A 23,821-nucleotide genomic window follows, 5' to 3' on the forward strand; every position below is an offset into this window, starting at 1 on the left:
AGAATCATGGCTAACACAGGCAAGTCGAACCCAGGAAACTTCTCCAATGATCGTGAAAAAGCCTCCGAAGCCGGCAAAAAAGGCGGACAGGCATCTTCCGGCTCGACTGCAGGCAAAATGCCAAACGACCGGAGCAAAGCAACTCCCGATAGCAGCAAAAAAGGCGGTCAAGGCAGCCACGGTGGCGGCCGCAGCTAATCGCTGAGTCAGGGCCGGGGCAGCGTCCCCGGCCTGCATACCCCCGCAGAAACAAGGACATGACGGTGAGCCAACACATTGTTCATTTCCATTGCCAGATCGACCAAAGTACCCACGAACGCCTGCGTGACCGTTGCCTTGAAGCCTTGAAGGCCGGCGCCGATTCCTTGTGGTTGAACATGTCGTCCTCGGGCGGCAGCACCAACTTCGGCTTTACCATCTACACCTTCATCAAGTCGCTGGGCATACCGGTGCGCACCATCAACTCCGGCAACATCGAGTCCATGGGCATCATCGTCTACCTGGCCGGCACCGAACGCGTTGCCGCGCCGCAATCGCGTTTCCTGATACACCCCATGAACTGGTACTTCAGCCAGAACTCGGTGGACCATTCGCGCCTGCGTGAATACCTGTCCAGCCTCAACAACGACCTTGAGCGCTACGTCACCATCTTCAAGGATGAAACTGCAGACGCCGAGCAGAAACTGGACATCTTCAAATGCCTGTCGGCCGAAGAGAAAGTCATCGCCGCCGACGACTCGCTGACCTGTGGCATCGCGCACCGCCTTGAGCAGGTGGTGTTTCCCAAGGACGCGGTGCACTGGACGGTCAGCGGCGAGTAACCGCCTGTCTTACAATCCGACTGAATTTTTTTCCGCCCCTGTACTCACTAAAAAAGTCACAGGGAGGAACTTCAGCTTTATGAACAGTGCAAAACTCTACGTCATTGACTACACCCTTCATGGCGTACCGAAGTCATTCATCATCCGCGCGCAAACCATGGACAACGGTGAGGCGTGGCATTGGGCAAGTTGCGACGCCGGGGTGGGCCGTATCGGCCGCTTCGGCCGCGAACGCGTGAAGAAAACCAGCAAGCCGCTGGCGGAAAAATTCGGCATCGAAGGGGTGAACTGGCGACCGGCATAAGTTCCCCTCACCCGTAAAAAAATAAAGGTCGATCACACTCTATTCTTGCGAGGGTGATCGGCCTATATTTTATGGGGGCATTAATGCCCTTCCACCTGGACCTCAGAAAAAGGAGCTACGAGATCATGCGGATTTTGATCGTGGGGGCCGGTGCCGTCGGCGGCTATTTTGGCGGGCGCTTGCTGGCGGCCGGGCGCGACGTCACCTTCCTGGTGCGCGCGGGGCGCGGCCAGCAACTGGATGAGCAAGGGCTGCAAGTGCGCAGCCCGCGGGGCGATATCAACCTGGCCCGGGTGCCGTGGCTGCTGGCATCTGCCATCGACAGCCCATTCGAGCTGATTCTGCTGAGCTGCAAGGCTGGCCAGCTGGACGCCGTGATGGCGGACATAGCCCCGGCCGTGGCGCCGGGCACGTTGATACTGCCGTTGCTCAACGGCATGCGCCACCTTGACCTGCTGGATGCCCGTTTCGGCGCCGACAAGGTGCTGGGCGGCAAGTGCTTCGTGTCGTTGGACAAGCGTGCCGACGGCACCATCGTGCACTTCAACGACCGCGACGACCTGGCGTTTGGCGCCCGCGTGGGCCAGGACAGCGCCCGCGTGCAAGCGGCCTTCGAGGCCCTGGACCACGCCGGTTTCGCTGCGCAACTGAGCCCGGACATTACTCAGGAGATGTGGGAAAAGTGGCTGTTCATCGCCACGGGCGGCGGTATCACCTGCCTGATGCGTGCCAGCGTCGGCGACGTGGTGGCCGCAGGCGGCGAGGACCTGATCTGCGATTTGTTCGAAGAGTGTTCGGCCATTGCCCGCCGGGCCGGTTACCCGCCGCGCGAAGCGGTGCGCGATGCCTTCCTGCAAGTGCTGACGCAGCCAGGATCGGCGCTCACCGCCTCGATGCTGCGTGACGTGGAACGCGGCGATGCCACCGAGGCTGACCACCTGCTGGGGGACCTGCTGCGCCGCCGGCCCGCCGAAGACGTGGAAACCCCGGACCGCTCGGTGCTGCGCCTGGCCTATACGCACCTGCTGGCGTACGCCGCGCGCCGCGCCCGCGAACAATGAACTGCCCCTTTTTTGCTTCAGCAACGCCGAGATCATCATGCCCCGCGTATCCCGCCAACAAACCGAACGCAACCGTGAAATCATTCTGCAGGTGGCCACGCGCCTGTTCCGCGAGCGCGGCCTCAAGGGCCTGAGCGTGGCCGATGTAATGAGCGCCGCCGGGCTCACCCACGGTGGCTTCTACGGCCACTTCGAATCCAAGGAAGCCCTCGCCGCCCAGGCCTGCAAGCAAGCTTTCGAGCAGTCCGTGCAGCGCTGGGCCGAACGCACGGAACCGACCCGCGACCGCAAGGGCGCCCGCCGCGTATTGATCGACAACTACCTGGCCGACAGCAACCGCGACGCGCCGGGCGATGGCTGCCCCACCGTCGGTTTTGCCGGCGATGTGTGCCGCGAGCCCACCGCCAGCCCGCTGCGCCAGGCCTATACCGATGGCGTCGGCGCCTTGCTGGACGACTACGAAGCGGTGATGGGCCAGGAGCAGGCCGAGCAGCGCCGCCAGGCGGCGCTAATGGAATTCACCCTGATGGTCGGTGCCATCACTTTGGCGCGGGCCACCGAGGGGCATCCGCTGTCGGATGAAATCCTGCAGGCGGCGCGGGACTACCTGGCATGATCGCCTTCGTGCCGATTCTGGCCACCAGCGCCCAAGTGCAGGAGCGCGTACGCCAACTGCGCAACCAGCCCCAGGTGCGCAAATACATGTACACCGACCACGAAATCAGCCCCGGCGAACACCAGGCGTGGCTGGCCAGCCTGGCGGGCAACGCACGCCAGGCGGTGTTCGTGGTCATGGTCGACGACCTGCCCCGTGGCCTGGTTTCGCTGAACGCCATCAACACCCTGCACCAGAGCGCCGACTGGGCCTTCTACCTGGACAGCGAGCTGCAGGGCAAAGGGTTGGGCAGCCAGGTGGAATGCTGGCTGCTGGACCATGCCTTCGACGACGTGGGCCTGGCCAAGCTCAATTGTGAAGTGCTGGCCAGCAACCCGGCGGTGGTGCGCCTGCACCAGAAGTTCGGGTTCGTGCTGGAGGGTGTGCGCCGGCAGAACGTGTGCAAGGATGGCGAACGGCTGGACGTGATGTTGCTGGGCATCACGGCCCAGGAGTGGCGTGCGCAACGGCCGTCTATCGTCGAGCGCCTGGCGCGGTTGCAGGGGTAAGGCGACGCGGTTCCAAGACAGTTGCTGCTACCTCTTGTGGGAGCTGGCTTGCCAGCGAGATGTTGGGGCCATAAAAGCTCGCTGGCAAGCCAGCTCCCACAAAGACAGTTGCTGCTACCGGGTTTGCGTGGCGTCACCACTCACTGGGCGACACGCCGAACTGGCGGCGGAACATGGCACTGAAGGCGCTGGGGGTGTTGTAGCCGACTTCCAGCGCCACCTCCAGCACGCTGTGGCCCAGTGCCAGGCGTTGCAGGGCGGTGAGCAGGCGCGCCTGCTGGCGCCATTTGCCGAAGGTCATACCGGTGTCGCGCACGAACCAGCGCTGCAAGGTCTTGGGGTTCACGCCGAGCTGCCCGGCCCAGTCGTTGAGTTCCAATTCCAGGCCCTGGCCCTGCAGAATCTGCTCGCTCAACGGCTGCAACGCCGGGTGCCGCAGGTGCGGCAGGTGCAGCGGCAACGGCTGCTGCTGGTTCAGCTCATCGAGCATCAGTGCCATGACCCGGCCATCGCGGCTATCGGCGGCGGGCGGGGTGCGGATGGCCACCGCCGCCAGGATCAGCTCGCGCAGCAGCGCCGACACCCCCAGCACACAGCAGCTGCCCGGCAGGTGCGCGGGCACCTGCGCCGGCTCGATGTACAAGGTGCGCACGCGCACCGCGCCGACCATCCGCGTCCAGTGCTCCACCCCCGGCGGTATCCACAGCCCGCGGTCGCTGGGCACCAGCCAGTGGCCCTCGGCGCTGCCCACCACCAGTACGCCCTGGGTGGCATACAGCAGTTGCGCCTGAGGGTGGCGGTGGTTGGCCACCCAGTGGCCGTCGTCGAAATCCAGGGCCACGGCGGCAACGCTGCGGGCGTCCGCAGGCTCGCCATGGTCGCCAATGTCCATTTTGCGCATGCAGGCGCCCTTTTATCGTTAGACGCACACTTTGCCCTATCCCTAAGCTTGTGCCCAGACTTCCCTGCCTTGTGAAACCACCATGTCCACACCCCTCGATACCACCGCCCTGCTCGCCCAGCTCGAACGCATCGCCAACAGCCTGGAACGCGCCTTCCCGCCCGACCAGGCGCTGGTGTTCGACAGCAATGCTATCGCCTTCCAATGGCACTACCGGCGCGTGCGCGGTGTGGAACAGGCAGTGCTGGGGGCGGTGAAAAACCCCAGTCTGATCAGCTTTGACGCCCTGCAGAACATCGACCGGCAGAAGCGCCTGATCGAGCAGAACACCCGCCAGTTCGTCGAAGGCCGCCCGGCCAACAACGTGCTGCTGACCGGCGCCCGTGGCACCGGCAAGTCGTCACTGGTGAAGGCCTGCCTGCAGCGCTTTCACAGCCAGGGCCTGCGCCTGATCGAGGTGGACAAGGCGCACATCGGCGACCTGCCGCAAATCCTCGACTTCACCACCGGCCGCCCCGAGCGCTTCATTCTGTTCTGCGACGACCTGTCCTTCGAAGAAGGCGACATTGGCTACAAGAGCCTGAAGACCGTGCTCGATGGCTCGGTGGCCGGGCAGGCGGCCAACACGCTGATCTACGCCACCTCCAACCGCCGCCACCTGATGGCCGAGCGCGCCAGCGACAACCTGAATTGGAAACGCGGTGAGAACGGCGACTTGCACCCCGGCGAAGAATCGGAAGAAAAGATCTCGCTGTCAGAACGCTTCGGCCTGTGGATCTCGTTCTACCCCTTCTCCCAGGACGAATTCCTGGGCGCGGTGAACGAATGGCTGGCGACCTGCGGCGTGCCACAGGATGCGTACGCCCAGGCCCACGTCGAGGCCTTGCGTTGGGCCACCCAGCGCGGCTCGCGCTCGGGGCGCATTGCCGCGCAGTTCGCCCGTGATTACGCCGGGCGCCTGGCCGCCGAGGCCTGAGCTTCAAGCATTTCCTGCATGCCCAGCAGGTTGGGCGAACGCGTGCCACGGCGCCAGGTCAGCCAGGTCTGGCGCCAGCTGTATTCACCGCCCAGCGGCCAGGCGCTGACGTTGCTGCTGCCCGGCATGCTTTCCAGCATGCTGCGCGGCACCATGGCCAACCCGGCGCCGGCGCTGACGCAGGCGAGCATGCCGTGGTAGCTCTCCATCTCGAAAATACGCCCCGGAGTGGCGCCGTCGGCGATGAACCAGCTTTCCAGGTGCCGCCGGTACGAACAGTTGGCGCGGAAGGCGTACACCGTCTCGCCACTCACATCCAGGGCACGAGTCACCGGCGCATGGCCCTTGGCGGTCACCAGCAGCATTTCTTCCTCGAACACCGAAATGCCGTCGAGCAGCGGGTGCAGCGGGCCGTCGACGAACGCGGCAGCGAAGCGTCCGGCCAGCACGCCGTCGATCATGTCGCCCGAGGGCCCGGTGGACAGGTCCAGCTCCACCTTGGGGTAGCGCTGGTGGTAGGCCGCCAGCAAGGGCGGGATACGCACCGCCGCCGTGCTTTCCAGCGAACCCAAGGTGAACACGCCCTGGGGCTCGCCGCTGGATACCGCCAGCCTGGCCTCGTCCACCAGGTCGAGGATGCGCCGGGTGTAATCGAGAAAACTGTGGCCGTTGGCCGACAGCCGCAGGCGCAATTTCTCGCGGATGAACAGGTCCACGCCCAGCTCGCTTTCCAGCTGCTTGATGCGCGTGGTCAGGTTCGACGGCACCCGGTGCACCTTGGCGGCAGCGGCGGTGATGCTGCCCTCCTCGGCCACCGCCTTGAACAGTTCAAGCTGGGTAAGGTCCATACTACTTTCTCGCTTCGTGAGTGTTTCACTTATTATTATTCATTATTCATGAAGCCAACAAGGGCCTAAGGTAACCCTCATCTACTGCCTTGGAGGTTTGCCATGAATGCCCCCGCCGTTATCGACTACGCCGTTTCCCTGAACCCGGCCACCGGTGAAGAACTGGCCCGCTACCCGTTCCAGACCGCCGCCCAGCTGGACCAGGCCCTGGGCCGCAGCGCCGACGCCTACCGCCAGTGGCGCCAGGTGTCGGTGGCCGAGCGCGCCACAGTGCTGGTGAACGTAGCCGCAGCGCTGCGCAACAACAGCGAAGCGCTGGCCCGCAGCATGACCCTGGAAATGGGCAAGCCGATTCTGCAAGCCCGCGCCGAAGTGGAAAAATGCGCCGGCCTGTGCGAATGGTATGCCGCCCAGGGCCCTGAGCTGCTGGCCCCGGAACCGACCCAGGTGCCGGGCGACAAGGCCTTCATCGAGTACCGCCCGATTGGCCCGATCCTGGCCGTGATGCCGTGGAACTTCCCCATCTGGCAAGTGCTGCGCGGTGCCGTGCCGATTCTGCTGGCCGGCAACACCTACGTGCTCAAACACGCGCCGAACGTGATGGGCAGCGCCCTGCTGCTGGCCCAGGCCCTGCGTGAAGGTGGCCTGCCGGAAGGCGCGTTCGAGGTGCTGAACGTGGGCAACGACGGCGTCTCCAGCGCCATCAATGATGGGCGCATTGCCGCCGTCACCGTCACCGGCAGCGTGCGCGCTGGCGCCGCCATCGCCTCCCAGGCGGGTGCCGCGCTGAAGAAATGCGTGCTGGAACTGGGTGGCTCCGACCCGTTCATCGTGCTGGCCGACGCCGACCTCGACGAAGCGGTGAAAGCCGCCGCCATCGGCCGTTTCCAGAACGTTGGCCAGGTGTGCATCGCCGCCAAGCGCTTCATCATCGAAGACAGCGTGCTGCCGGCCTTCACCGAGAAACTGGTGGCTGCGGTCAAGGCCATGCAGGTCGGCGACCCGCTGGTGGAAGGCAACTACATCGGCCCCATGGCCCGCTACGACCTGCGCGACGAGCTGGATGGCCAAGTGCAACAGACCCTGGCCGAAGGCGCCACCCTGCTGCTGGGCGGGCACAAGCTGGACGGCGTGGGCAACTACTACGCGCCGACCATCCTGGGCGACGTGACCAGCGAGATGACCTCGTTCAAGCAGGAGCTGTTCGGCCCGGTGGCCTCGATCATTGCCTGCCGCGACGCCGCCCATGCGGTTGAGTTGGCCAACGACAGCGAGTTCGGCCTGGCCGGCAGCGTCTGGACCGCCGACGTCAACCTGGCCAAGCGCCTGGCCGCAGAGCTGGACACCGGTGGCGTGTTCATCAACGGCTACTGCGCCTCCGACCCCCGCGTCGCCATCGGCGGCGTGAAGAAGAGCGGTTTCGGCCGCGAGTTGTCGCACTTCGGCCTGCGCGAGTTCTGCAACGCCCAAACCGTGTGGGTTGACCGCCGGTAACATGAAACATCGCCGTCGGTCGCAGGATTGGATCGACGGCGCGTCGGCGCGTGCCTAAGCTGGTGAAACGTCATCATCGAGGGAGCGCCACCATGTTCAGGAAAACCATGCTCACCCTGGCGGTTGCCAGCCTGCTGTCTGCCACCTCGGCGGTTGCCCTGGCGGCGTCCGACATTTCCATCAACAACGGCACCGACGCCTCGCCTTCCAGCCCAGGCGCAGACCCGCGCACCCAAGGCGCCGACCCAGGCCGCAGTGGCGGCACCGACAATGGCGGCGGTGGCTACAGCGGCAAGCAGGACACGTCAGGCGGCGCTGGCACCAGTGATGACGATGACGACGATGATGATGACGGCGACAGCGCCGCAGCTCCGCCTAACTGATCGTGCCTTTGCAAGACGTCGCTGGCACTGCCCTTGTGGGAGCTGGCTTGCCAGCGAGCCTTTAGGGCCTCAACAGCTCGCTGGCAAGCCAGCTCCCACATGTGCATCTGCTGAAGCAGCGGGTTCCCCCGCCTTCAGGCGCGCATGGCGCCGCTGCTGGACTGGCCGAAATGCCGCGTCGCCACGCGATCGCCGCCCGCCCGGGCGGCTTCGTCGCACAACTGCGCTACCGCATTGAAAAACGCCGAATGCCCCGCCTCGCTGCGGGGTATCAGCGTGCCCGCACCAATGCTGGCGCTCAGCCCGTGCTCGGCCTGGGCTGCGCCAATGGCCTGGTGGCAGCGCTGGGCGACCAGCTGCGCGCCATCCGCCGGGGTTTCCGGCAGCAGCAGCACAAAGGCATCCGCCGAACAGCGCCCGGCGCTGTCGCGGGCACGCCGGGCAATGGCCTCCAGCAACAGGCCGACGTGCCGCAGGTGTGCATCGCCCTGCTCCCGCCCGTGCTGGCGGCAGAATGCGGGGAAGTGATCAATCGCCACCACGATCAACGACAACGGCTGCCGCAATCGCAGGGCCTGCGCCCATTCGGTGGCCAGCAGCGCCGCCACCGCGCCGGTGGGGGCGCCCAACGGACCGTCGTTGGCAGCGCCGGCCAGCCGTTCTGTGTGCAAGCTCACCGTCGGCTCCTTGAGGCTCATGCATGAACGAATGCGCCGGGTTGGAAGGTTCCGCCCGGCGTGGCGACCACCTTATCGCCTGCGCTTTCGCACTGTCCAGCATAGAGCCTGGTAGCCGCGTAGCCAGTGGGTAACAACCCTGACACGCAGTTTTTACAGAGCAGTCTTGAAGCGCAGGATGTTGTACGGCGCAGTGCGCAGGTCCTTGCCACCGTGCAGCCCCGGCACCCGCTGCCACTGCCCCACCGTGACGTACAGGTAGCCGCCCTGCCAGTACAGGCCGTCTGGCCAGATCAGCCGCGGGTCGCGGCCCACCAGGGCGAACTGGCCGGCAGTGTCGCGGCTGATGATGGAGTAGCGCGAGGCGTCGCCGAAGTACAGGGTGCCCTTGGCGTCCACGGCAATGCCGCCGTTGGAGGCGGTCTGGCCTTCGAAATGGATGTCCTTGACCAGCGCATCCTCGGGGCGGTTGAAGTCGCTGAGCGCGGCGGTGTCGATGCTGTAGTAGTTGGGGTTGGTGGGGATGGTCCAGTACAGCTTCTTGTGGTCGGGCGACAGCTCGATGCCATTCACCCCGCCCTGGGGCATGCTCGGGTGGTCGAGGCTGTAGGCGTGGGGCTGGCCCTCCACGTAGGTCATGTAGCCGGGCGCCGGCGAGGTCTGTGGCAGGTTGTGGAACAGCTCGCGCATCTTGCCGCTGGCAATGTCCACCACAATCAGCGAACAGTCCGAGGGGCTGGAGAAACCGTTGTTGGAGATGTACACCGTGCCCTGGGCGCCGTGGTCGGGGTCGATGCGCAGGTCGTTGAGCTGCACGCTGTCACGCAGGAACGGCTTGTGGAAGACGATGGTCTTGAGCACCTTGCGGCTGGTGATGTCGATGCCCACCAGCTTCGCCGAGCCGTCGGGAATGCCGTCGATGCCCGGGCGCTTGCCTTCGTCCAGCACCCACAGGGTATTGCCGGCAAGCGTCACGCCCAGGGGCGACACCAGCCAGTCGGTGAGCGGCTTGCCCGTGTCGGTGGTGGTGGCCAGGTCCGGGAACGGCACCTGCTTGCCTTTCACCAGCTCGACGACCGACGGGAACGTGTGGTTGCTGCCGGCCCGGGGCAGCGTCAGGAAGGTGCGGCCGCCGGGGGTGACGACAATGCCGCTGGCTTCGGTGTTCTGCAGGGCGGCCACCAGCTCGCCCTGTTGCACCGGGGCTGGCTGGGCGTTAGCGGCAGTGGCTACTGCCAGCAGCGCCAGGGTCATGGGTTTTATCGCGTTCATTGCGGGGGGTGCCTCCATGTCAGTGAGCAATCATTGCGGTTGCGCGTCGTACACCGGCGTGCCGTCGATGGGCGTGCGAATCAGCAGGTATGGCGGCTTGCGGGTGTCGCTGTGCTGGCCCAGGCGGTCCCACTGGCCCAGGGTCACGTAGACCTGGTTGCCGGCCACGAAGATGCCGTCCGGCCATACCAGCCGCGGGTCGCGCAGCACCACGTCGAAGTGGCCGTCGGGCCAGCGGCGCAGGATCTGCCGGTGTTCGGAGTCGGTCAGGTAAATGCGGTCCTGGGCGTCGGTGGCGATGCCGTCGGTCATGACCTTCTCGCCTTCGTCACGAATCTGCGCGGCGAGCTGCTTGTCGCTGTAGTCGAAGTTGGCCAGGGCGGCGGTGGGAATGCTCCACAGGTGGCGGCTGGTCAGCGGCGAGTAATACAGGCGCGAACTGTCGGCGCTGAGGGTGATGCTGTCGACGCCGCCATGGGGGAAGGCGCTGGCCTTGCCCTGGTAGCGCATCGGCACGCCGTCCAGTTGGGTGACGAAGTCCTGCTGCGGCAGCACCGACGGGTCTTTGCTCAACACCCGACGCTGGTGCCCGGTGGCCAGGTCGACGACGACAATGGCCGGGGCTTCGCCAAAGGACGAGTCGGCGACGTAAGCGGTGCCCTGGGCGCCATGGGTGAGGTCGATGCGCAGGTCGTTCATGTGGCTGTCCTGGCGCAGGGCGTCCTTGAGCACCACCGTGGCGAATACCTTGTTGGTCTGCGGGTCGATGCCCACCACCTTGGCGGCGCCGGGCTTGATGCCGTGGATGCCGCCGCGCTTGCCATCGTCGATCAGCCACAGGCGGCCCTGGGTGTCGGTGGTCATGCCGTGCACGGAAATCAGCTTTTGCGCGTCACTGCGGTCGGACGGCAGGCTGGTGGCCGCGTCCGGGTAGGGCACCAGCTTGCCGCCCACCAGCTCGCCCAGGGTCATGCCGCTGTGGTTGATGGCGTGGCGGGGAAAGCCGATGAAGGTGCGCCCCGACGGTGTGACGACGATACCGGACGGGCCCAGGCCCTGGAACGCGGCCACCTCGTCCAGGGAGCCGATGGGAATGCTGCTGCGGTCGACGGTTTCGGCAAAGGCTGGCAGGGCGCTGCCCAGCAACAGCCCTGCGGTTAACAACAGGCTTGCGGACGTTTTCACACTTCATCTCCGGATTTGACTGAAACCGGTTTCAGGCCGATGCTGAAAAAAACCCGAGCAACAGCATCGGGCCTGGTCAAAGCGTCTGAAACCCGATCTCAGTGAAGGTTCCGGACGCCAGGCCAGTATTGGGAACTGATTTCGCCACGGCGAGTGAAAGGATTTTCATCAACCTCGAAAAGGAAACTGCCATGCCTACCTCCCCCCTGCTGCGCACCGGCGCCACCCTGGTTCTGACGCTGGCCACCCTATGCGCCCAGGCCGCCCCCAGCCACCTGGTCAGTAGCCAGAAACTGCCCTGGCAGGTAGCCCAGCAACTGGCTGCCGAGGCGGTGCAGACCTGCGCCGCCAAAGGCTGGTCGGTGACCGCCACGGTGGTTGACCCATCGGGCCATGCCCAGGCGGTTATCAAGGGCGACACGGTGCCGCTGCAGTCGCTGTCGGTGTCGTACCGCAAGGCCTACACCGCGTTCTCCTACGGCCAGGCGTTCGACAAGGACACCATCAGCGAGCTGCTGGCGGCCAAGCTCGACGGCCCCGCCAACGGTGCGTTGAATACCGTGCCGCAGGTGCTGTTCATTCCAGGTGGGGTGACCCTGCGCAAGGCCGACCGCCAGGTGCTGGGCGGCCTGGGCGTTTCCGGCGCGCCGGGCGGGGACAAGGACGAAGGCTGCGCGCTGGCTGCGGTGAAGAAATTCCAGCCGCAGTTCGAATAAGCCGTAGCAGGCATTGTGGGAGCTGGCTTGCCAGCGACCGTTTTATGCCCCAAAAGCTCGCTGGCAAGCCCGCTCCCACACAAACAGCCGCTGCTACAGGGATCAAAAAAAGCCGCCGTAATGAAAGTATTTTCACCTTGGCGGCTTTTCACATCGCCTTCACAAAACAAGGTGCAAAGTACACCCACTCCTTTGTGATGATTCATTTGGCCCGCCTCGTTGCGGGCTTTCTTTTGCCTGGCGAAAAGTGCCGGTCAACGCGAACCGCCACCTGGGCCACCGCCGCCGCCATTGCCGCCTGGCCCACCGCCACCGCCTGGGCCACCACCGCCTGGGCCACTCATGCCGCCACCACCGTGGCCACCTCCGCCGCCGCCGTGGTGCGGGTCAAAAATCCAGCAACCGCCCAGGCTCGACATCAGCACGGCGACCAGGGTCAGCTTGGCAAAGTATCTCTGCATGGCATCGTCTCCAGGTTGCGAACGGCAACGCCGTCCTTGTCAGTTGTGACCCGCGTTCCACCGGTTTGCTCGCAGGATTTGGAAACAAACTCGATACATTGACAAAAAACCACTGCCGTCTTGACGCTTTTTTGTCATCTGAAACCCTACCGTCCGGCCTGAATAATCATGCAAATGATTCTTATTGGATTATTCTTTTTCAGACAATAACAACCCTGGAGCCACGGTACATGAAGCCTTCCCTTCCCCTGTTGAAAACCACGGTGCTGGCCTGCACGCTGTTTGGCGCCAGCCATGCCCTGGCGCAAGACACCGACCTTGTGGTGTACAACGCCCAACACGAAACCCTGACCAAGGCCTGGGTCGCAGGCTTTACCCAGGACACCGGCATCAAGGTCACCCTGCGCAATGGCGACGACACCGAGATGGCCAACCAGCTGGTGCAGGAAGGCGCGGCGTCGCCCGCCGACGTGTTCCTGACCGAGAACTCGCCAGCGATGATGCTGGTACAGAACGCCGGCCTGTTCGCCCCCGTGGCGCCCACCACCCTGGAGCAGGTGGGTGCCCCCTACCGCCCCGCCCAAGGCAAATGGGTAGCCATTGCCGCGCGTTCCACGGTGTTCGTCTACAACAAGGACAAGCTCAAGGCCGACCAACTGCCCGCCTCGCTGATGGACCTGGCCACCCCCGCCTGGAAAGGCCGCTGGGCCGCCTCGCCGGCGGGCGCCGACTTCCAGGCCATCGTCGCCGCGGTGTTGGCGCTCAAGGGTGAAGCCGCCACGCTGGACTGGCTCAAGGGTATGAAAGCCAACGCCACCGCCTACCGCGGCAACAGCGCGGTGCTCAAGGCAGTCAACGCCGGGCAAACGGAAGGTGGGGTGATCTACCACTACTACAGCTTCGTCGACCAGGCCAAGACCGGTGAAAACAGCAAGAACACCGCCCTGCACTACTTCAAGCACCAGGACCCGGGCGCCTTTGTCAGCCAGTCCGGTGGCGGCGTGCTGGCGTCCAGCAAGCACCAGGAACAGGCCCAGGCGCTGCTCAAGTGGATCACCAGTGCCAAGGGCCAGGCCATACTGAAGGACGGCAAGTCGTTCGAATATGCGGTGGGCCAGGGCGCAGCCTCCAACCCCAAGCTGGTGCCTCTGGCAGAGCTTGATGCGCCGGCGGTCGACGTTTCCAAGCTCGACAGCAAGAAGGCCGTCGAGCTGATGAACCAGGCCGGGCTGCTGTAAATTGCTGCCATCTTCAGGCTTGACCGAGGCCGCCGCAGCGGCGGCCGCCTTGCCCCTGCGCCGCCGCCAGCGGCGGCGCAACGCCTGGCTGGTGGGCGCTGCCCTTGGCATGTCGCTGCTGGCGCTGCTGCCGCTGGGCTTCATCGCCGGGGTGGCCCTGCAGCAGGGCTGGCAGAACATTGCCGCCCTGGTGCTGCGCCCGCGCATGGCACAGTTGCTGTTCAACACCCTGGCGCTGACGCTGCTGACCCTGCCGCTGTGCGTCCTGCTGGGTGTTTCGCTGGCCTGGCTTACCGAACGCACGCGGCTACCCGGGCGGCGAATGTGGGCCTTGCTGGCCACCGCGCCCTTGGCCATCCCGGCGTTCGTGCACAGCTATGCCTGGGTCAGCGTGGCGCCCGGTTTGCACGGTTTACCAGCGGCGGTACTGATCTCGGTAATCGCTTATTTCCCCTTCCTGTACCTGCCCGTGGCCGCCACCCTGCGCCGCCTGGACCCGGCCCTGGAAGACGTCGGCCAGTCCCTGGGGCTCAAACCCTGGGCAGTGTTCTTTCGCGTGGTGCTACCGCAACTGCGCCTGGCCATCAGCGGCGGTACGTTGCTGGTGGGCCTGCACCTGCTGGCCGAGTTCGGGCTGTACGCACTGATTCGTTTCGACACCTTCACCACCGCCATCTACGACCAGTTCCAGTCCTCGTTCAACGGCCCGGCCGCCAACATGATGGCCGGCGTGCTCGCGTTGTGCTGCCTGTTGCTACTGACGGTCGAGGCAGCCAGCCGTGGCCACGCCCGCTACGCGCGGGTGGGCTCCGGCAGCCCGCGCGTGCTTCCCGGCTGGCGCCTGAACCGCCGCGACACCGCGCTGGGCCTGGGCCTGATGCTGGCCACCTGCGCGCTGACGCTGGGCGTGCCGCTGCTGACCCTGGGCCGCTGGCTGCTGGCCGGCGGCCTGGAGGTGTGGCGCAACGACGAACTGTGGAGCGCCCTGTGGCAGACCCTGCTGCTGGCCAGCGCCGGCGCGCTGTTGACCACCCTGGCGGCGATACCGGCGGCGTGGCTTTCGGTGCGCGCGCCCAGCCGCCTGCAGCGGCTGCTGGAGGGCGGCAATTACCTGTCCAGTTCGCTGCCGGGCATTGTCGTGGCGCTGGCGCTGGTAACGCTGACCATCCACCTGGCGCCGCCGCTGTACCAGACCCTGTTTACCGTGCTGCTGGCCTACCTGCTGATGTTCCTGCCGCGGGCACTGGTCAGCCTGCGCGCCGGCATTGCCCAGGCGCCGGTGGAACTGGAGAACATCGCCCGCAGCCTGGGCCGCTCGCCGGCCCAGGCGCTGTGGCGCGTCACCCTGCGCCTGGCCGCCCCGGGCGCAGCGGCGGGTGCGGCGCTGGTGTTCCTGGCCATCTGCAACGAGCTCACCGCCACCCTGCTGTTGGCCCCCAGCGGCACGCGTACCCTGGCCACCGGCTTCTGGGCCATGAGCAGCGAGATCGACTATGCCGCCGCTGCGCCCTATGCGCTGATCATGATTGTGCTGTCACTGCCGCTGACCGCCCTCCTCTACCAACAATCAAAACGGACCGCCGGCCGATGAGCGCCCTTGAACTGCACCACCTGCACAAGCGTTTCGGCGCCTTCACCGCCCTCGCCGACGTCAGCCTCAACGTACCCAGCGGCAGCCGCACGGCCATCGTCGGGCCATCGGGTTCGGGCAAGACCACCCTGCTGCGGCTGATTGCCGGCTTCGAGTTCCCCGACCAGGGCAGCATCAGCCTCGGCGGCCAGGCGCTGGCTGACGGCAGCCGCGAGGTACCCGCCCACCAACGCCAGATCGGCTACGTACCGCAGGACGGCGCGCTGTTTCCGCACCTGGACGTGGCCGCCAACATCGGCTTCGGCCTGCCTGGCAGCACCGCCGCCAAGCGCACCCAGGTCGAGGCGCTGCTGGAGCGCGTGGCCCTCGACCGACGCCTGTTGCACAGCTGGCCCCACGAGCTGTCCGGCGGCCAGCAGCAACGGGTGGCCCTGGCCCGCGCCCTGGCTCAGCGCCCGCAGCTGATGCTGCTGGACGAGCCCTTCTCGGCGCTGGACACCGGCCTGCGCGCCTCCATGCGCAAGGCCGTGGCACAACTGCTGAGCGAGGCCGGCATCACCACCGTGCTGGTCACCCACGACCAGGGCGAAGCACTGTCGTTCGCCGACCAGCTGGCCGTGATGCGCCAGGGCCGGCTGGTGCAGGCCGGCCCACCGCTGGAACTCTACCGCCACCCCAACGACGCCCAGACCGCGCTGTTCCTCGGCGACGCCGTGCTGCTCCCCGCCCAGCTCGCCCACGGCCTGGCTAGCTGCGCGCTGGGCAACCTGCCGGTGCGTGACCCCAGCCTGCACGGCAGCGCCCAGATCATGCTGCGGCCGGAGCAACTGCACCTGTGCGATGAAACGCCGGGCGCGGTGCGCGGGGTGGTCAGCGAGACTGACTTCATCGGCAACAGCTGGACGCTGACAGTGCAGCTGGATTCAGCCCGGACAACGCCATTGCGACTGCGCAGCGCCGGGGTGGAGGTGCCTGGGGTGGGTAGCCGGGTTTATGTGCGGGCGCAGGGGGTGGCGCATGTGGTGGGGATGGGTTGAGGCCATGTTCTAACAGCAAGAACTTTATCGAGGCATCAGTTGAGACGCGGCATAGCGCCTGTAGGTTGGTCCTACCTACCCACCTGCATAATATAAAGGGGCGTCATAAAACCAGTAGACTACCCGTTTCGCCTCACCACCCAGGAGTAACCCAATGCCCCAAGAAGGGAGCCTGCTACAAGCCGCCGTGGTCTTTCTGTTCGCCGCCGTCATCACCGTACCGCTTGCCAAGCGCCTGCAACTGGGCGCGGTGCTGGGGTATCTGTTCGCGGGGGTGATCATCGGCCCGCAGGTGCTGGGCCTGATCGGCAACCCGCAGAGCGTGTCGCATATCTCCGAGCTGGGCGTGGTGCTGCTGCTGTTCATCATCGGCCTGGAGCTGTCGCCGCGGCGGCTGTGGGTGATGCGCAAGTCGGTGTTCGGCGTTGGCCTGGCGCAGGTGCTGTTGACCGGCGCGGTGATTGGCGGCGTGGCGATGCTGGGCTTTGGCCAGCCGCTGCCCACGTCGGTGGTGCTGGGCCTGGGCCTGGCGTTGTCGTCCACGGCGTTCGGGCTGCAGAGCCTGGCCGAGAGCAAGCAGCTGAACAGCCCCCACGGGCGGCTGGCATTTGCCATATTGCTGTTCCAGGACATCGCCGCCATTCCGTTGATTGCGCTGGTGCCGCTGCTGGCCACCGGCGACCATGACACGGCGCCAGGCGACAGCCTCAACCATGGCCTGCGGGTGCTGGGCAGCATCGCCGTGGTGGTGATCGGCGGCCGCTACCTGCTGCGCCCGGTGTTCCGCGCCGTGGCCCGCACCGGCCTGCCGGAGGTGTCCACCGCCACCGCGCTGCTGGTGGTGATCGGCACGGCGTGGCTGATGGACCTGGCCGGCGTGTCCATGGCCCTGGGCGCCTTCCTGGCCGGCCTGCTGCTGGCGGATTCGGAATACCGCCATGAGCTGGAATCGCAGATCGAGCCGTTCAAGGGCCTGCTGCTGGGGCTGTTCTTCATCAGCGTGGGCATGGGCGCCAACCTGCAGTTGCTGCTGGATGCGCCGGCCACGGTGCTGGGGCTGATGCTGCTGTTGATCGCCATCAAGCTGCCGCTGTTGCTGTTCATCGGTCGCCTGGCCGGGGGCTTGAGCAAGCTCAGTGCGGTGCGCCTGGGCGTGGTGCTGGCGGCCGGCGGCGAGTTTGCCTTCGTGGTGTTCAAGATCGGCAAGGACGAGGGCCTGTTCGACCAGCACCTGTTCGACACCCTGCTGCTGACCATCACCCTGTCCATGGCGGTGACGCCGCTGTTGCTGCTGGCCTGCGCGCGCTATATCAAGGCGCAGCCCAAGCCGGTGAAGCCGGTGCCCGAGCACCTCAAGGCCATCGACGCCGACGCGCCGCGCGTGGTCATCGCCGGCATGGGCCGCATGGGCCAGATCGTCTCGCGTATCCTGCGCGCGCAGAACGTCTCGTTCGTGGCCCTGGACACCTCGGTGGACACCATCGAGCTGACCCGCAGCTTCGGCAACGTGCCGGTGTTCTACGGCGACCCGCTGCGCCCGGAGATCCTCAGCGCGGCCAAGGTGGGCGAGGCTGAATACTTCATCATCGCCACCGATGACCCCGAGACCAACATCAAGACCGCCGAGCTTGTGCACCGCCTGTACCCGCACATCAAGATCATCGCCCGCGCCCGCAACCGCCAGCACGTGCACCGCCTGGTGGACGCCGGGGCCGTGGCCATTCGCGAAACCTACTACTCCAGCCTGGAGATGAGCCGCCGCACGCTGGTAGGCCTGGGCCTGACCCAGGAGCAGGCCGACTGGCGCATCCAGCGTTTCAAGCAGCACGACGAACAGGTGCTGGCCGCCCAGTACCTGGTGCGCGACGACGCGGCCAAGGTAATGCAGACCGCGCAAGAGGCGCGGGGCGAATTGGCAACGCTGTTCGAGTCCGACAGCGGCGAGCAGGACCGCGCGCATCTGCCGTAACGCGGGCCGCATGAAACTTGCAGGGTGCGGCCTTTGGGCCGCTAGGCGGGCGCAGGGTTTTACCCTATATTCGCGCCCGCGTTTCCACCCCCCAAGGCAGCCCGAGCACCATGTCCGAGTCGTTCGAAGTCCCCTCCCCCCATGAAGAACACGTCGAGCACGCCCACCACCGTGGCGACAGCTTCGCCAGCAAGATCGCGGTGATGACGGCGGTCATGGCCACCATCGGCGCGCTGCTCAGCTACCAGGCCGGCTCCACCGAGAGCGAGGCGGCGATGAACAAGAACAACGCCGCCATCAAGAAAACAGAAGCCGCCAACCAGTGGAACTACTACCAGGCCAAGTCCAGCCGGCAGAACCTGGCCGACCTGGCCAGCCACATCCCGGGCATGGACGTTGCCCACTACCAGGCCGAGGTAGCGCGCTACAAGCAGCAGAAGGAAGAGGCGCGGCAGAAGGCCGAGGCCATGGAGAAGGAAGCGGCCGAGTGGGACGTGAAGTCCGAGACCATCCTGCACCAGCACCACCGCTGGGCCCAGGCGATGATGGCGATCCAGATCGCGATCTCGCTGGCGGCCATGACTTTGCTGACGCGCAAGGAGTGGCTGGAAAAAATGTCCTTGGGCGCCGCCGCCCTGAGCCTGGTGCTGGGTGGGTTGGCGTGGTTCCACGTCTGACACCGCGTGCGGGTGCACCACGGCGCTCCGCCATGCCTGGACGCCGCCTGACGGCAGCTTGCTACGCAGGGCCCCTGTAGCAGCGGCCGCAGGCCGCGTCATGGGCACCGCAGTGAGCCTGATGCACCGCGCAGGCAAGACGCAGCCTGCGGCAGCTGCTACGCAGGGCCCCTGTAGCAGCGGCCGCAGGCCGCGTCATGGGCGTCGCGGTGCGCCTGATGCACCGCGCAGGCAAGACGCAGCCTGCGGCAGCTGCTACGCCACCCGCACCGGGTATTTGCGGAAATAATCGCCAATCGACGCATGCAGCGCCTGCGCCAGTTCCACCTGGTGGCGGTGGTCGATCAAGCGCCCGCAGTCGTACGGGTTGCTCATGAATCCATGCTCCACCAGGATCGACGGGATGTCCGGCGACTTCAGCACCGCGAACCCGGCCTGTTCCACGCGGCGCTGGTGAATGTTGGTGACCTGCTTGAAATGCCCCAGCACCGTGCGGCCCAGGTCGAGGCTGGAAGCGATGGTGGCGTTCATCGACATGTCCACCAACACCCGGGAGACCATGGGGTCGTCGTTGCTCAAACTGTTGTCGAACACCCCGGCGTAGGCGTCGGAGCTGTTCTCGCTTTCGGCGATGTAGCGCGCCATGGCCGACGTAGCGCCGTGGGGCGACAGCACGTACACCGAGGCGCCACGGGCTGAACGTGATGGCGCCGCGTCAGCGTGCAGCGACACCAGCATGTCGGCGCGGCGCTGGTGCGCCAGCAGCACGCGCTGGTGCAGCGGCACGAAGAAATCGCTGTCGCGGCTCATGGTCGGGGTGAAGCGCGGGTCCTTGGCCAATTGCTGGTGCAGCAGGCTGGCGATGCCCAGCACCACGGTCTTCTCGTAGTGCTTGCCGCCACCCACGGCGCCGGGGTCCTTGCCGCCATGGCCGGCGTCGATGGCAATGATCGCCGGGCGCTGGCGGGGGGCATGGCGCGCCAGCACGGCAGCCGCCTTGCCCACCGGCAAATCCACTACCAGGCGTTGATGCCCGCCGGCCAGCGGCACCAAGCGCGCCTGGGCGTGGGCTGGCTGGTGCATGTCCAGCACCAGGCGCAGGCCGGTCTTGGTGGGGCCGCTGCGCAAGCCCTGCACCGGCGTGCCGGCAAAATTCAGCGCCGCCGGCGGCAAGTGCGCCGCCACGCCGTGCAGGTCGATCACCACACGGTCGGGGCCGCTGAGGGTAAACACCTGGTACTCAACCTTGCCGGCCAGGTCCAGCACCAGGCTGGTCACGCCGCCATGGTGGCTGACCTGGCAATGGCTGACACCCGGCAACGGCGCGGCCAGCAGCCAGGCGGGCGACATCAGGGACACGGCGCTGATCAGGCCGAGAAAATTGCGACGGTTCACGGCAGGGCCAACCTCGGTTCACGGGGGTAGCCCATTAAACCCTTGCGCGTGCAAGCAACTGAATTAAGTCGATTAAATTAAAATTTAATAGAGCCCGACGCGCGGTCTCCCTAGGGTAGCCAAGCCTTTACAATGGCCACCCCGAAAAATCGCGGAGCAACAGAGGATTCCCCCATGAGCAGCGCCCTGGTCATCGAAGACGACGAAGTGACCGCCCACGTCATCATGACCGAACTGAGCCTGCACGGCTTTACCGTGGAATGGTGCGCCAACGGCCGCGAAGGCCTGGCCCGGGCAATTGCCGGCGGCCACGATGCCATTACCCTGGACCGCATGCTGCCCGACTTCGACGGCCTGACCATCGTCAGCACCCTGCGCAGCCTGGACATTCACACGCCGGTGCTGATGATCAGCGCCCTGTCGGACGTGGACGAGCGCGTGCGCGGCCTGCGCTCGGGCGGCGACGACTACCTGACCAAGCCGTTCTCGCCGGTGGAAATGGTGGCGCGCCTGGAAGTGCTGCTGCGCCGCCCCGCCAACGGCGCCAGCCATCCGCGCCTGCAGGTGGGCGACCTGTGCCTGGACCTGGTGGAGCACCGCCTCAACCGGGGCGAGGAGCACATCGCCCTGCTGCCCACCGAGTTCAAGATTCTCAACTACCTGATGCGCAACGCCGGCCAGTTGGTGACGCGCACCATGCTGTTCCAGGAGGTGTGGGGCTACCACTTCGACCCGGGCACCAACATCATCGACGTGCACCTGGGCCGCCTGCGCAAGAAAATCGAGGGCGAGCACTCGCCCATCATCCAGACCGTCAGGGGTACCGGCTATGTCCTCGCGCCCCGCGCTTGAACCCTGGGGCTCGTCCAGCAGCCGCCTGATCGGCTTCTACGCGCTGTTCTTCGTGGCCTGGGGCGCGCTGTTCACCGGCGTGCTGTACTGGCAGATCTCGCAGTACCTGGGCAGCATCGCCGAGCGCACGCTGATGCAGCGCGCGCACTACTACGCCAAGGTCGACGACGACAACCTGCTGGGCGAACTGGCCGCCAGCGAAGCCTATTCCACCCCCAACATCGACGCCTACGGCCTGTTCGACGCCGAGGGCCGGCACTTGGCCGGCGACCTGCTGAAACTGCGCGCCAGCCTCGCCGACGACGGCCAGGTGCACTACCTGCAAAAGGGCCTGAGCGTGGCCCAGGCCAGCGAAGAACCGCGCAGCAGCTACGCGCTGCTGGTGCACCGCGGCGACGGGCGCATGCTGGTGCTGGCCCGCGACGGCGGCTCGGTGTCGGCGGTGGGCGGCATCATCCAGCAGGCGCTGGCGTGGGGGCTGTCGCTGACACTGATACCCGGCCTGATCGGCTGGTGGCTGTTACGCCGGCGCCCGCTCAAGCGCGTGCAAGGCTTGCAGCGCAGCACCGAGAGCGTGGTGTCGGGCAACCTCGCCGACCGCCTGCCGCTGTCGCCACGGCGCGACGAACTGGACATGCTGGCCAGCGCGGTGAACACCATGCTCGACCACATCGAACAGCTGATGCTGGAGGTGAAAGGCGTGTGCGACGGCATTGCCCATGACCTGCGCACGCCGCTGACGCGCCTGCGCGCGCGCCTGCACCAGCTGGACCAGATGCCGCTGGACGCGCCCCAGCGTGCCACCCTGGAACAGGCGCTGGCCGAAAGCGAGTCGATCATGGTGCGCTTCCAGGGTCTGCTGCGCGTGGCCGAGCTGGAAGACACGCGCCGGCGTGGCGCCTTCCAGCCCTACTCGCCGGTGGAGTTGCTGCAACAGGCCCACGAGTTCTACGAGCCCCTGGCCCTTGAGCGCCAGCAGACCCTGACACTGGACATTCAAGGCCCGCTGCCGACCTTGATGGGCGACGTGGCGCTGCTGTTCGAAGCGCTGGTGAACCTGCTGGACAATGCCATCAAGTTCACCCCGGCGGGCGGCGCCATCGTCCTGCGCGCCCGCTGCCAGGGGCGACAGATGACCCTGGACATCCTCGACACCGGCCCCGGCATTGCCCCGGCGGAACGCAGCCTGGTCATCCGCCGCCTCTACCGCGGGCCCAGCGCCGACGCGCAGCCCGGGCATGGCCTGGGGCTGTCACTGGTGGCGGCGATCGTGCGCTTGCATGGCTACACCTTGCACATCGGCAACGCAGAGGGTGGCGGTGCTCAGGTCAGCATTCATTGTGCGACTTGACGCCAGTGTGCCAACACCCGCCCGTAGCAGCTGCCGAAGGCTGCGTCCGCGATCAACCCCAATGTTCATTAATTTTACTTAACCCAGGTTAAGTTGAGCCCCCAGGCAGCCCCCGCCACAGTCTCGGCCCCCTTCCCCACCGAGGCCCCACTGCCGTGAAACGCCTGCTCCTGCGCACCCTGATCGTGTTGATCCTGCTCGCCTGCCCCTATGCCGTGTTCGCCCAGCCCGCGCCCGCCGCGCCGCTGGTGCCACGCCCGCCGAGCCTGGACGCCAAGGCCTGGGTGCTGATGGACGCGCGTACCGGCACCCTGATTGCCGAGCACGCCGGCGATGAGCGCCTGCCGCCCGCCAGCCTGACCAAACTGATGACCGCCTACCTGGCCACCCGCGAAATGCAGGCCGGGCGGCTGAAGCCCGAAGACCTGGTGCAGATCAGCGAAAACGCCTGGCGCACCGGCGGCTCGCGGATGTTCCTCGATCCCGGCAGCCAGGTCAGCGCGCACGACCTGCTGCGCGGCATCATCATTGATTCAGGTAACGACGCCAGCGTCGCCGTGGCCGAGCACATCGCCGGCAGCACCGACAGCTTCGTGCCGCTGATGAACGCCGCCGCCGACACGTTGGGCATGCACAACACGCACTTCGCCAACCCCACCGGCCTGCCGCTGCCCGACCACTATTCCTCGGCCCACGACATGGCCATCCTGGCGCGGGCGATCATCGACGACGAGTCCGGCTACTACGAGCTGTACGCACACAAATACCTGACCTGGAACGGCATCCGCCAGGCCAACCGCAACCTGCTGCTGTGGCGCGACCCCAGCTACGACGGCCTGAAGACCGGCCACACCGAGGCCGCCGGCTACTGCATGGTGACCTCGGCGGTGCGCAATGGCCGGCGCCTGATCAGCGTGGTATTCGGCGCCCCCAGCGAGCGGGCGCGGGCCGAGGCCAGCGCGAAACTCATGGGCTACGGCTTCCGCTTCTTCGACACCCAGACCTACGCCACCGCCGGCCAGCCACTCGCCACCCCCAGGGTGTGGCTGGGCAGCAGCGCCAGCGTCAACGTCGGCCTGGCCAAGGACGTGGTGCTGACTCTGCCGGTGAACCACCAACGCCATCCGCGCACCCAGCTCAACGTGAATGAACCGCTCAAGGCGCCGCTGGCCGAAGGCGGCCTGGTAGGCGAACTGACCCTGTACGACGGCGACCAGCTGCTGGGCAGCCAGCCACTGGTGGCGCTTGAGGCCGTGCCTGCGGGCAGCTGGCTGGGGCAATGCTGGGATCGGTTGCAGCTGTGGATAAGAGGCCTGATCGCCAGCGCTTGAAGCGTCGAAAATACGACAAGATTCGTAACGTAAATGCCCAATTAAATCCGCGTGAAACAGGCGCTTACAGCTTGACCCCAGTGCCTGTGCGTGCCTCGAAAGCCTTCACCCATCCAA

The 23,821-nt window shown here is 66.2% G+C and carries 25 protein-coding genes; 19 read left to right on the top strand and 6 right to left on the bottom strand.

Features of this window, described 5'->3' with window-relative positions:
* Window positions 1-6: 6 nt before the first annotated feature.
* From AC0SZ7_RS24495 to pseH, 6 genes are all read left to right on the top strand, one after another.
* Window positions 7-198 carry a con-10 family general stress protein gene (locus AC0SZ7_RS24495; RefSeq protein WP_268140763.1) on the top strand — a complete coding sequence of 64 codons (192 nt, stop codon included), beginning with the start codon at window positions 7-9 and terminating at the stop codon, window positions 196-198.
* Window positions 199-263: 65 nt separating this feature from the next.
* Entirely contained in the window at window positions 264-821 is a 558-nt protein-coding gene (locus AC0SZ7_RS24500) for an ATP-dependent Clp protease proteolytic subunit (protein ID WP_475506803.1), read from the top strand.
* A 79-nt stretch (window positions 822-900) separates the two neighbouring features.
* Window positions 901-1,125, top strand: a complete 225-nt coding sequence (locus AC0SZ7_RS24505; RefSeq protein ID WP_475506804.1) for a DUF6555 family protein — start codon at window positions 901-903, stop codon at window positions 1,123-1,125.
* A 125-nt stretch (window positions 1,126-1,250) separates the two neighbouring features.
* The gene (locus tag AC0SZ7_RS24510; protein WP_475506805.1) at window positions 1,251-2,186 is read left to right on the top strand and encodes a ketopantoate reductase family protein; all 936 of its coding nucleotides are present in this window, start codon (window positions 1,251-1,253) and stop codon (window positions 2,184-2,186) included.
* Window positions 2,187-2,223: 37 nt separating this feature from the next.
* Window positions 2,224-2,802 (top strand): TetR/AcrR family transcriptional regulator, encoded by a 579-nt coding sequence (locus tag AC0SZ7_RS24515; protein ID WP_475506806.1) that lies wholly within the window; start codon window positions 2,224-2,226, stop codon window positions 2,800-2,802.
* Complete coding sequence (pseH, locus tag AC0SZ7_RS24520; protein ID WP_475506807.1) at window positions 2,799-3,350, top strand: UDP-4-amino-4,6-dideoxy-N-acetyl-beta-L-altrosamine N-acetyltransferase; 552 nt, start codon at window positions 2,799-2,801, stop codon at window positions 3,348-3,350. The genes AC0SZ7_RS24515 and pseH overlap by 4 nt, the downstream gene beginning before the upstream one ends.
* Window positions 3,351-3,483: 133 nt before the next feature.
* Here pseH and AC0SZ7_RS24525 read toward each other — a convergent pair whose 3' ends face one another.
* A complete protein-coding gene (locus tag AC0SZ7_RS24525) occupies window positions 3,484-4,251 on the bottom strand; it encodes an AraC family transcriptional regulator (protein ID WP_475506808.1) in 768 nt (255 codons plus the stop codon).
* 82 nt (window positions 4,252-4,333) lie between these two features.
* On the opposite strand from AC0SZ7_RS24525, the gene AC0SZ7_RS24530 reads away from it, so the two are divergent.
* Window positions 4,334-5,227, top strand: coding sequence for an ATP-binding protein (locus AC0SZ7_RS24530; RefSeq protein WP_475506809.1), 894 nt, complete (start codon window positions 4,334-4,336; stop codon window positions 5,225-5,227).
* Here AC0SZ7_RS24530 and ptrR read toward each other — a convergent pair.
* Complete coding sequence (gene ptrR / locus AC0SZ7_RS24535; RefSeq protein WP_475506810.1) at window positions 5,197-6,075, bottom strand: putrescine utilization regulator PtrR; 879 nt, start codon at window positions 6,073-6,075, stop codon at window positions 5,197-5,199. The genes AC0SZ7_RS24530 and ptrR overlap by 31 nt on opposite strands.
* A gap of 102 nt (window positions 6,076-6,177) precedes the next feature.
* On the opposite strand from ptrR, the gene AC0SZ7_RS24540 reads away from it, so the two are divergent.
* Entirely contained in the window at window positions 6,178-7,569 is a 1,392-nt protein-coding gene (locus AC0SZ7_RS24540; RefSeq protein ID WP_475506811.1) for an aldehyde dehydrogenase family protein, read from the top strand.
* A gap of 92 nt (window positions 7,570-7,661) precedes the next feature.
* Complete coding sequence (locus tag AC0SZ7_RS24545) at window positions 7,662-7,952, top strand: hypothetical protein (protein ID WP_475506812.1); 291 nt, start codon at window positions 7,662-7,664, stop codon at window positions 7,950-7,952.
* A 134-nt stretch (window positions 7,953-8,086) separates the two neighbouring features.
* Here AC0SZ7_RS24545 and AC0SZ7_RS24550 read toward each other — a convergent pair whose 3' ends face one another.
* The 3 genes from AC0SZ7_RS24550 to AC0SZ7_RS24560 all read right to left on the bottom strand — a co-directional run bounded on the left by AC0SZ7_RS24550 (window position 8,087) and on the right by AC0SZ7_RS24560 (window position 11,086).
* Entirely contained in the window at window positions 8,087-8,629 is a 543-nt protein-coding gene (locus AC0SZ7_RS24550) for a diguanylate cyclase domain-containing protein (RefSeq protein WP_475506813.1), read from the bottom strand.
* 153 nt (window positions 8,630-8,782) lie between these two features.
* On the bottom strand, window positions 8,783-9,901 hold the full coding sequence (locus AC0SZ7_RS24555; RefSeq protein WP_475506814.1) for an L-dopachrome tautomerase-related protein: 1,119 nt from the start codon (window positions 9,899-9,901) through the stop codon (window positions 8,783-8,785).
* 30 nt (window positions 9,902-9,931) lie between these two features.
* Complete coding sequence (locus tag AC0SZ7_RS24560) at window positions 9,932-11,086, bottom strand: SMP-30/gluconolactonase/LRE family protein (protein WP_475506815.1); 1,155 nt, start codon at window positions 11,084-11,086, stop codon at window positions 9,932-9,934.
* Window positions 11,087-11,277: 191 nt separating this feature from the next.
* Between AC0SZ7_RS24560 and AC0SZ7_RS24565 the strand changes: the two genes are divergently transcribed.
* The 7 genes from AC0SZ7_RS24565 (at window position 11,278) to AC0SZ7_RS24595 (ending at window position 18,775) form a co-directional block, all read left to right on the top strand.
* Complete coding sequence (locus AC0SZ7_RS24565) at window positions 11,278-11,802, top strand: GlcG/HbpS family heme-binding protein (protein WP_475506816.1); 525 nt, start codon at window positions 11,278-11,280, stop codon at window positions 11,800-11,802.
* Window positions 11,803-11,846: 44 nt separating this feature from the next.
* Complete coding sequence (locus AC0SZ7_RS24570) at window positions 11,847-12,365, top strand: hypothetical protein (protein ID WP_475506817.1); 519 nt, start codon at window positions 11,847-11,849, stop codon at window positions 12,363-12,365.
* Between the two features lie 128 nt (window positions 12,366-12,493).
* Window positions 12,494-13,501 (top strand): iron ABC transporter substrate-binding protein, encoded by a 1,008-nt coding sequence (locus AC0SZ7_RS24575; RefSeq protein ID WP_475506818.1) that lies wholly within the window; start codon window positions 12,494-12,496, stop codon window positions 13,499-13,501.
* A gap of 1 nt (window position 13,502) precedes the next feature.
* On the top strand, window positions 13,503-15,092 hold the full coding sequence (locus AC0SZ7_RS24580; protein WP_475506819.1) for an ABC transporter permease: 1,590 nt from the start codon (window positions 13,503-13,505) through the stop codon (window positions 15,090-15,092).
* Entirely contained in the window at window positions 15,089-16,129 is a 1,041-nt protein-coding gene (locus AC0SZ7_RS24585) for an ABC transporter ATP-binding protein (protein ID WP_475506820.1), read from the top strand. The genes AC0SZ7_RS24580 and AC0SZ7_RS24585 overlap by 4 nt, the downstream gene beginning before the upstream one ends.
* A gap of 154 nt (window positions 16,130-16,283) precedes the next feature.
* Window positions 16,284-18,098 (top strand): monovalent cation:proton antiporter-2 (CPA2) family protein, encoded by a 1,815-nt coding sequence (locus AC0SZ7_RS24590; protein WP_475506821.1) that lies wholly within the window; start codon window positions 16,284-16,286, stop codon window positions 18,096-18,098.
* Window positions 18,099-18,208: 110 nt separating this feature from the next.
* Window positions 18,209-18,775, top strand: coding sequence for a DUF4337 domain-containing protein (locus tag AC0SZ7_RS24595; RefSeq protein WP_475506822.1), 567 nt, complete (start codon window positions 18,209-18,211; stop codon window positions 18,773-18,775).
* A 255-nt stretch (window positions 18,776-19,030) separates the two neighbouring features.
* On the opposite strand, the gene AC0SZ7_RS24600 is transcribed toward AC0SZ7_RS24595, so the two are convergent.
* Complete coding sequence (locus AC0SZ7_RS24600) at window positions 19,031-20,170, bottom strand: N-acetylmuramoyl-L-alanine amidase (protein WP_475506823.1); 1,140 nt, start codon at window positions 20,168-20,170, stop codon at window positions 19,031-19,033.
* A 174-nt stretch (window positions 20,171-20,344) separates the two neighbouring features.
* On the opposite strand from AC0SZ7_RS24600, the gene AC0SZ7_RS24605 reads away from it, so the two are divergent.
* From AC0SZ7_RS24605 to AC0SZ7_RS24615, 3 genes are all read left to right on the top strand, one after another.
* A complete protein-coding gene (locus AC0SZ7_RS24605) occupies window positions 20,345-21,022 on the top strand; it encodes a response regulator transcription factor (protein ID WP_475506824.1) in 678 nt (225 codons plus the stop codon).
* Window positions 21,000-22,373, top strand: coding sequence for an ATP-binding protein (locus tag AC0SZ7_RS24610; RefSeq protein ID WP_475506825.1), 1,374 nt, complete (start codon window positions 21,000-21,002; stop codon window positions 22,371-22,373). The genes AC0SZ7_RS24605 and AC0SZ7_RS24610 overlap by 23 nt, the downstream gene beginning before the upstream one ends.
* 155 nt (window positions 22,374-22,528) lie before the next feature.
* Complete coding sequence (locus AC0SZ7_RS24615; protein ID WP_475506826.1) at window positions 22,529-23,704, top strand: D-alanyl-D-alanine carboxypeptidase family protein; 1,176 nt, start codon at window positions 22,529-22,531, stop codon at window positions 23,702-23,704.
* The last annotated feature ends 117 nt before the right edge of the window (window positions 23,705-23,821 follow it).

It is taken from the genome of Pseudomonas sp. JC1203 (assembly GCF_056175065.1).